Raw genomic sequence first — 7,915 nt, 5'->3', positions numbered from 1 at the left:
ACAAAATATCGAGATTATCTTCAGAATATCGCTGCTTGAAAAAGTTAACAACGCTCTTATCGTTGATAAAGAAAAGAGGGTGAATCGCGTATTACGACACACCCTCCTGCTTTGTTGAGGAGAAAACGGTGCTTTACGGATGGCGTAGTATTTCTTCTATTTTCTACGAAGTTTGTGGTGGTTTATGATACATCCTCTTTGTACTTCTCTCGGTTTGCATTATCTTTGTCTCGTATAAACATGCATCATGGAACAAGAAAACTTTGACATACGTAACCAGCAGCCGATGAACAGCCGAGAGCGCGACTTCGAGAACGTGCTCCGTCCGCTGGCCTTCGAGGATTTCAGTGGTCAGGATAAGGTGGTGGACAACCTCCGCATCTTCGTCAAGGCGGCTCGTCTGCGCGGCGAGGCGCTGGACCACACGCTGCTCCACGGCCCTCCCGGCTTGGGAAAGACTACGTTGTCCAATATCATTGCCAACGAGCTGGGTGTGGGCTTCAAGATTACCTCCGGCCCTGTGCTCGACAAGCCGGGCGATCTGGCGGGCATCCTGACGAGCCTCGAGCCCAATGACGTCCTTTTCATCGACGAAATCCACCGCCTTAGCCCTGTGGTGGAGGAGTATCTCTACTCGGCCATGGAGGACTACCGCATCGACATCATGATAGACAAAGGCCCCTCGGCTCGCAGCATCCAGATAGACCTGAACCCCTTTACGCTCGTGGGCGCCACCACGCGCAGCGGCCTGCTGACGGCTCCGCTCCGTGCGCGCTTCGGCATCAACCTCCATCTGGAGTACTACGACAACGATGTGCTGAGCACCATCATCCAGCGTTCGGCACGCATCCTCGACGTACCCTGCTCGTCGAAGGCGGCAGTCGAGATTGCCAGCCGAAGCCGCGGTACGCCTCGTATTGCCAACGCCCTGCTACGCCGCGTGCGAGACTTTGCGCAGGTGAAGGGTTCGGGCAGCATCGACACTGAGATAGCCCGCTACGCTCTTGAAGCACTGAACATCGACCGCTATGGCCTCGACCAGATAGACAACAAGATCCTGACGACCATCATCGACAAGTTCAAGGGTGGTCCTGTGGGCCTCACAACCATTGCCACCGCCTTAGGCGAGGATCCCGGCACCATCGAGGAAGTTTATGAACCGTTTCTCATCAAGGAAGGTTTCATCAAGCGCACGCCCCGCGGTCGTGAAGTGACTGAGCTGGCCTATAAGCATTTGGGGCGAACGATGTACAACGGAGGACAGCCGTCGTTGTTTGACTGAAAACGATTGAATTATGGCAAATCTGAAATCATTGGCTAAAGAAACCGCCATCTACGGCTTGAGCAGCATTGTAGGGCGTTTCTTGAATTATCTGCTGGTACCTGTCTATACCATGGCGATGTCCGCGCAGAGCGGAGGCTATGGCGTGGTGACAAATATTTATGCTTGGGTGGCTTTGGCACTGGTGTTGCTTACCTTCGGCATGGAGACGGGCTTCTTCCGTTTCGCCAACAACGGCAAGGACGATCCTATGCGCGTCTACTCCACTACGCTGATGGGTGTAGGTGGCGTGTCGCTTACGTTTCTTGCTTTGGGATTGGTGTTTCTGCAACCTATTGCTAGCCTGCTGGGCTACGAAGCCCATCCCGAATACGTGGGCATGATGATGGCCGTGGTGGCCATGGACGCCATCCAGAGCATCCCCTTTGCCTACCTGCGCTACAAGAAGCGCCCCATCAAGTTTGCTGCGCTGAAGCTGCTGTTCATCTTCCTGAATATCGCCCTGAATCTCGTCTACTACGTGGCGATGAAGGGTAGCGACGTTGGCTATGCCTTCTTGTTCAACCTTGTCTGCACGTCCACCGTCATGCTCTGCCTCGTGCCTGAGCTGCGCGGCTTCCACTACGTACTCGATCGTGCCCTGCTGCGCCGCATGCTGTCCTATAGCCTGCCTTTGCTCGTGCTTGGTCTGGCAGGTATTCTGAACCAGGTGGCCGACAAGATCATCTTCCCCTACGTCTATCCCGATGCCGCCGAGGCCAAGGTGCAGCTGGGCATCTACGGCGCGGCCAGCAAGATAGCTATGATCATGGCCATGCTGACGCAGGCCTTCCGCTATGCTTACGAGCCGTTTGTTTTCGGCAAGAGCCGCGACAAGGATAATCGTGAGGTCTATGCCGCCGCCATGAAGTATTTTATCATCTTCACCCTGCTGGCCTTCCTGGCCGTGATGTTCTACCTCGACCTGCTGAAGTTCATCATCGGGCGCGACTATTGGGCCGGCCTGCGCGTAGTGCCCATCGTGATGGCGGCCGAAATCTTCATGGGCGTGTACTTTAACCTGTCGTTCTGGTACAAACTGATCGACGAGACGCGCTGGGGCGCCTACTTCTCGTTGACGGGGTGCGCCGTGCTGGTGCTCATCAATGTGCTGCTCATCCCGCGCTACAGCTACATGGCCTGCGCCTGGGCGGGCTTTGCGGGCTATGGGGTGGCCATGCTGCTGTCCTACTTCGTGGGGCAGAAGAAATACCCCATCCGCTACGACCTAAAGGGCATCGGACGCTACGTGCTGCTGGCCGCCGTTCTTTACGTGGCTGCCGAGTATGTGCCCATTGAGAATTTGTGGCTGCGCCTAGGTTGGCGGACGGTGCTCCTGCTGGTGTTTTCTGCCTATATCGTGAAACATGACCTGCCCCTGAGCCGCATTCCGTTGTTGAATCGGTTGGTGACGAAGAAATAATCTGTGGAAAAAACGAAGAAAATAATGATGATGAGAGACTTGAAATATTGTCTGCTGACCGCCTGTCTGCTGGCGAGTGTGGCTGTTATGGCTGACGAGGGTATGTGGATGCTGGGTAATTTGGACAAAAAGACTACCCACATGCTGAAAGAGATGGGGTTTGAGCTGAAGCCGAAGGAACTGTACAGCCCTCGCAAGGCCTCGCTGAAGGATGCCGTAGTGAGCTTTGGCGGCTTCTGTTCGGGCGTGGTGGTATCCGAGGACGGATTGGTGCTCACCAACCATCATTGCGGCTTTAGCAGCGTGCAGCAGCATTCCAGTGTGGATCATGACTATTTGCAGGATGGCTTCGTGGCCCGCACGCGCGATGAGGAGTTGCCCAATCCCGAACTTTACGTGCGCTTCCTCCTGCGGCAGGAGAACGTGACGAAGCGTGTGCTTTCTGCCGTCCGGCCCGACATGGACGAGTCGGCCCGCGCCAGTGCCGTCGACTCGGTAATGTTAGCCGTCGGAGCCGAAGTGTCGCAGAAGGACTCCACGCTGACGGGCGTGGTCGACGCTTATTATGGCGGTAATGAATTCTGGCTCTCCGTCTATCAAGATTTCAACGATGTCCGCTTGGTATTTGCTCCGCCTTCGTCTGTCGGCAAGTTCGGCTGGGACAAGGATAATTGGATGTGGCCGCGCCACACGGGCGACTTCTGCGTCTTTCGCATCTACGCCGGCCGTGGGAACCGTCCGGCCGACTACTCGCCCGACAATGTGCCCTACCATCCCCGTTACGTGGCCCCCATTTCACTTGAAGGCTATCAGGAAGGTGATTTCTGCATGACCCTGGGCTATCCCGGCTCGACGGAACGCTACCTGTCGTCGTTCGGCATCGAGGAAGCCATGAACGGCATCAACCAGGCGCAGATAGATATCCGCGGCGTGAAGCAGGCCATCTGGAAGCGTGCGATGGACGCCAGCGACGATATCCGCATCAAGTACGCCTCCAAGTACGACGAAAGTTCTAACTACTGGAAGAACAGCATCGGTACGAATCGTTCCCTCCGCCGCCTGAACGTGCTCGAGAGGAAGCGCACGCTGGAGCGCGACTTACAGGACTGGATACGTCGCACTCCAGCCGAGCGCGACAGCTTGCTTCACTTGCTGACCGATCTCGAGCTAGCCTATAAGGACCGCCGTGCCGTTAACCGGGCACAGGCCTACTTGCTGGAAAGCTTCCTTAACGGTCCCGAATTGGTGCAGCTGGCCCTCAGCATTCTGAACTTCGACTTTGGCGCCGATCCAAAGGTCGTTGAGGTCAGTCTGCAAGGTATCGTGGACAAGTATGCCAACCTCGACTTGGACGTCGACAAGGACGTTTTCACAGCCCTGCTGAAGGAGTATCCCCGTCATGTGGAGGTCGACTATCTGCCGTCACTTTACGACTCCATCGCTACCGTCTACGGCGGCAGCGAGCGTGCATATGTGGACAGCCTCTATGCTCGTACCGCTATTGCCACGCCTCGTGGCCTGAAGCGTTTCCTGGAGAACGACACCACGCTGCACCTCTTTAGCGACCCGGCTATCAACTTGGGCATCGACCTTATCACCCAGCTCTTCGAGATGAACATGCAGATGAACGCCGCCAACCTAGCCGTTGACCGTGGCGAGCGGCTGTTCAATGCCGCTGTACGCCGCTATTACGCCGACCGTCGTTTCTATCCCGACGCCAATTCAACGATGCGCCTCAGCTTCGGCACGGTGCGGGGCTACGACCCGGCCGATGGGACGCATTACCGCTACTTCACCACCGTACGTGGCATTCTGGAGAAGGCCCGCGAGCATCGCAGCGAGCCCGACTTCGCCCTGCAGCCCGAGCTGGTGAGCCTGCTGGAGAGCGGCGACTACGGCCGTTATGCCGATCGGAGCGGAGAGATGAAGGTCTGCTTCATTTCGGATAACGACATCACGGGCGGTAACTCGGGCAGCGCCATGTTCAACGCGCGCGGTCAGCTCCTTGGCCTGGCTTTCGACGGCAATTGGGAGGCCATGAGCAGCGATTATCTCTACGAGCCCCGCTTGCAGCGCTGCATCGGGGTAGATATCCGCTACGTGCTGTTCATCATCGAGAAATATGGTCAGGCGGGCCGCCTGATAGAAGAATTGAAAATTGGATGATGTCATGTCCTTTTTTCTACCTATATTATTGTGGCGTATGTGTAGAAAAATATGTCCGGCAGGCTGTTCACCATGGTGAATTGACGGAAAGATACGTTCAGTTGGGAGAAGCTTGAGTATCAGGCCTGAAATACTGTTATTTTGTTACTTTATTTTAGATGACTTGCTGCGTGGGCTTGGGCGAAAGCATTTCGGCCGGTACGGCGGCCTGGATGGCTTGTCTGAGTATGTCGAGCAGCGTGCAGCGGATGAAGTCTTTGGACGTAAGCATCACGATTTGCCGCGTGGGGCGGGGCACGGCGAAGGGGCGTACCAGTTCGTGCTGTGTCTCGCTCAACTGAGATATGGCCAGTTCGGGGATGAATGTGACTCCCTTGCCGCCCTCCACCATGCGCATGAACGTTTCCATGCTGCCCAGATGGTAGACCATCTGGCTGGTCTGTGCGGATTTCAGCTGGCAGAAGCGGACGAGCTGGTTGCGGAAGCAGTGCCCCTCGTCTAGCAGCCAGAGCTGCGTGCCGGAGAGGTCGGCGGTGCGGATGGTCTCGCGACTGAAGAGTTCATCTTCGCGGGCCACGTAGGCGTAGAATTGTTCGTAGAAGAGCGGCGTCTGCGCAAAATCGTCCATGCCGTCCAGGGCAGCCACGATGCCGACGTCTATCTTCTCGTCTGCCAAAGCCTGCTTGATGGCAGCGGTTTTCATCTCCGTGACGCGGATGTCCAGCTGCGGGTGCTGCTTCATCAGCTGAGGGAAAAAGCGAGGCAGCAGGTAGGGGGCGATAGTGGGGAGGATGCCCAAGGTGAACGTGCCTGTCAGTATATGCCTTTCTTCAGCCACCATTTCCTTGATGCGGGCGGCTTCGGCCAGCACCTGTCGCGCCTGTCCCAAGATAAGGCGTCCGGCAGGTGTAGGGCTTACAGACTGGCGAGTGCGGTCGAAGATGCGGATGTCCAGCTCTTCTTCTAGCTTTTGGATCAGTGCACTCAGGGTGGGCTGCGTCACGCCGCAGTGTTCGGCCGCCTTGCCAAAGTGGCGGAACTGGTTCAGGGCGAGGATGTACTCCAGTTGTTGCAGGGTCATGGTATCGGTCGTTTGAGGTTCTTCGGTTTATTTCTTTTTTTTCTTCGACGGCTTGGCCCAGCCCTCTTCGCTGAAGTCGGGTTCGGGCCCCTTGAGCCCGTTTTCGTGCTGGAAGAATTGCTTCCAGTCGTCCTTGCGGCCGCGGGGCTTGGTGTATCCGCGCTCTTCGCGGCTGGGCTTGGCGCGTCTGGGTTCCTTAGCGGGCTTTTCGGCTTTCTTGCGTTCAGGCTTCTCGGTTTTGCGTTCGGCCTTTTTCCTGCCCGTATTCTCGTCGGCTTCTCCGGCCGGCTCGACGGAGATTTTCCGTCCGTTCCAGCGTGTGCGGTTCAGGGCTTTGATGACCTTATCGGCTTCGGCCTCGTCCACTTCGAAGAACGAGAAGTTGCGCATCAGGTCGATACGTCCCAGGTCGACGCGGCCTTTCGTGTTACTGTTGATGAGGCCGATGAGATCGGTGGGGAAGAAGTTGTCTGTTTTGCCCACGTTGATGAAGAGGCGCGTGAAGCCCGCTTCGGCCTTGCGGCTGCCGTTCTTTTTACCTTTTCCAGCTTTCTTCTCTTCGTTGGTGCCGACGGTCTCTATTTCTTCGCGATCACGGTAGTATTCCACGAAGCGGTTGAACTCGTGCGACACCATGCGCTTGATGAGGTCTTCCTTGGACAGCCAATCCAGCTTGCGGCAGACGTCGGGCATGAAGTCAGCTATCTCTTCTTCGTTCACCTTCACTTTTTCCAGGTCGTCGATGACTTTCATCAACTGCTTTTCGCAGATTTGCTTGGCGGTAGGCATGACGCCTGTCTCGAATTTCTTGGCGATGATGCGTTCTATTTCGCGCATTTTGCCCTTCTCGCGCAGGTTGATGATGGCGATGGAGGTGCCCGTCTTTCCGGCGCGTCCGGTACGTCCGCTGCGGTGAGTGTAGCTTTCGGTGTCGTCGGGCAGGCCGTAGTTGATGACGTGCGTCAGGTCGTCCACGTCCAGTCCGCGGGCGGCCACGTCGGTAGCCACGAGCAGCTGCAGGTTGCGGATGCGGAACTTCTGCATCACGGCGTCGCGCTGCGCCTGCGACAGTTCACCGTGTAGCGAGTCAGCGTTGTAACCTTCCTGCATCAGCTTGTCGGCTATCTCCTGCGTCTCCTTGCGGGTGCGGCAGAAGATGATGCCGTATATCTGCGGATAATAGTCGACGATGCGTTTCAGCGTCTCGTACTTGTCCTTGGCATGGACCACGTAGACGATGTGCTTCACGTTGGCCGTTCCCTCGTTCTTGCGTCCGATGGTGATTTCCTTGGCGTCGTGCAGATAGTTCTTCGAGATGCGGGCTATTTCGGGGCTCATGGTGGCCGAGAAGAGCAGAGTGTTGCGTTCTTCGGGCACGTCGGCCAGGATGGCGTTGATGCTGTCGGTGAAGCCCATGTTGAGCATTTCGTCGGCCTCGTCCATCACCACGTTCTGGATGGTGACCAGGGAGACGGTCTTGCGCTCCATGAGGTCGAGCAGGCGGCCGGGCGTAGCCACGATGATGTGCACGCCGCGTTTCAGGGCCTTGATCTGGCTTTCGATGGACGAGCCACCGTAGACGGGCAGCACGCGTAAGCCGTTGATATACTTGCTGTAGTCGTTCAGGTCGCCCGCAATCTGGAGACAGAGCTCACGCGTGGGGCAGAGGATCAGTGATTGTGGATATTGTTTGCTGACGTCGATTTTCTGTGTCAGCGGCAGTCCGAAGGCCGCTGTCTTTCCGGTGCCTGTCTGTGCCAGAGCCACCACGTCATTGTTTTCTCCCAAAAGATAGGGAATTACTTCTTCTTGTACTGGCATGGGATACGCATATCCCATCTCTTCGATGGCGCGGCGTATCTCCGGCGACACACCAAGCTCTTCAAATGTCTTCATTAAATCTTTGTATCTCTTTATGTTTTGG

5 protein-coding genes are annotated in these 7,915 nt (G+C 56.5%); 3 read left to right on the top strand and 2 right to left on the bottom strand.

Features of this window, described 5'->3' with window-relative positions; translation table 11 throughout:
* Positions 1-247 precede the first annotated feature (247 nt).
* The 3 genes from ruvB to HF894_RS12765 are packed head-to-tail and all read left to right on the top strand — an operon-like array spanning position 248 to position 4,910.
* A complete protein-coding gene (ruvB, locus tag HF894_RS12775) occupies positions 248-1,282 on the top strand; it encodes a Holliday junction branch migration DNA helicase RuvB (RefSeq protein ID WP_021846662.1) in 1,035 nt (344 codons plus the stop codon).
* A gap of 13 nt (positions 1,283-1,295) precedes the next feature.
* Positions 1,296-2,744, top strand: a complete 1,449-nt coding sequence (locus HF894_RS12770; protein ID WP_204972876.1) for a lipopolysaccharide biosynthesis protein — start codon at positions 1,296-1,298, stop codon at positions 2,742-2,744.
* 30 nt (positions 2,745-2,774) lie between these two features.
* On the top strand, positions 2,775-4,910 hold the full coding sequence (locus HF894_RS12765) for a S46 family peptidase (RefSeq protein ID WP_204972882.1): 2,136 nt from the start codon (positions 2,775-2,777) through the stop codon (positions 4,908-4,910).
* 154 nt (positions 4,911-5,064) lie between these two features.
* Here HF894_RS12765 and HF894_RS12760 read toward each other — a convergent pair whose 3' ends face one another.
* Complete coding sequence (locus HF894_RS12760) at positions 5,065-5,991, bottom strand: hydrogen peroxide-inducible genes activator (protein WP_021846665.1); 927 nt, start codon at positions 5,989-5,991, stop codon at positions 5,065-5,067.
* Positions 5,992-6,018: 27 nt separating this feature from the next.
* On the bottom strand, positions 6,019-7,887 hold the full coding sequence (locus HF894_RS12755; protein WP_021846666.1) for a DEAD/DEAH box helicase: 1,869 nt from the start codon (positions 7,885-7,887) through the stop codon (positions 6,019-6,021).
* Positions 7,888-7,915: the final 28 nt, after the last annotated feature.

The organism is Caecibacteroides pullorum (genome assembly GCF_019239235.1).
In the GTDB taxonomy this organism is placed as follows: domain Bacteria; phylum Bacteroidota; class Bacteroidia; order Bacteroidales; family Bacteroidaceae; genus Bacteroides; species Bacteroides pullorum.
This window is presented reverse-complemented; position numbering and strand designations above follow the sequence as displayed.

Excerpts from the sequence above, each read along its gene's own strand:
- HF894_RS12755 (WP_021846666.1), bottom strand. The coding sequence starts at position 7,887 with ATGAAGACATTTGAAGAGCTTGGTGTGTCGCCGGAGATACGCCGCGCC.
- HF894_RS12760 (WP_021846665.1), bottom strand. The coding sequence starts at position 5,991 with ATGACCCTGCAACAACTGGAGTACATCCTCGCCCTGAACCAGTTCCGC.
- HF894_RS12765 (WP_204972882.1), top strand. The coding sequence starts at position 2,775 with ATGAGAGACTTGAAATATTGTCTGCTGACCGCCTGTCTGCTGGCGAGT.
- ruvB (WP_021846662.1), top strand. The coding sequence starts at position 248 with ATGGAACAAGAAAACTTTGACATACGTAACCAGCAGCCGATGAACAGC.
- HF894_RS12770 (WP_204972876.1), top strand. The coding sequence starts at position 1,296 with ATGGCAAATCTGAAATCATTGGCTAAAGAAACCGCCATCTACGGCTTG.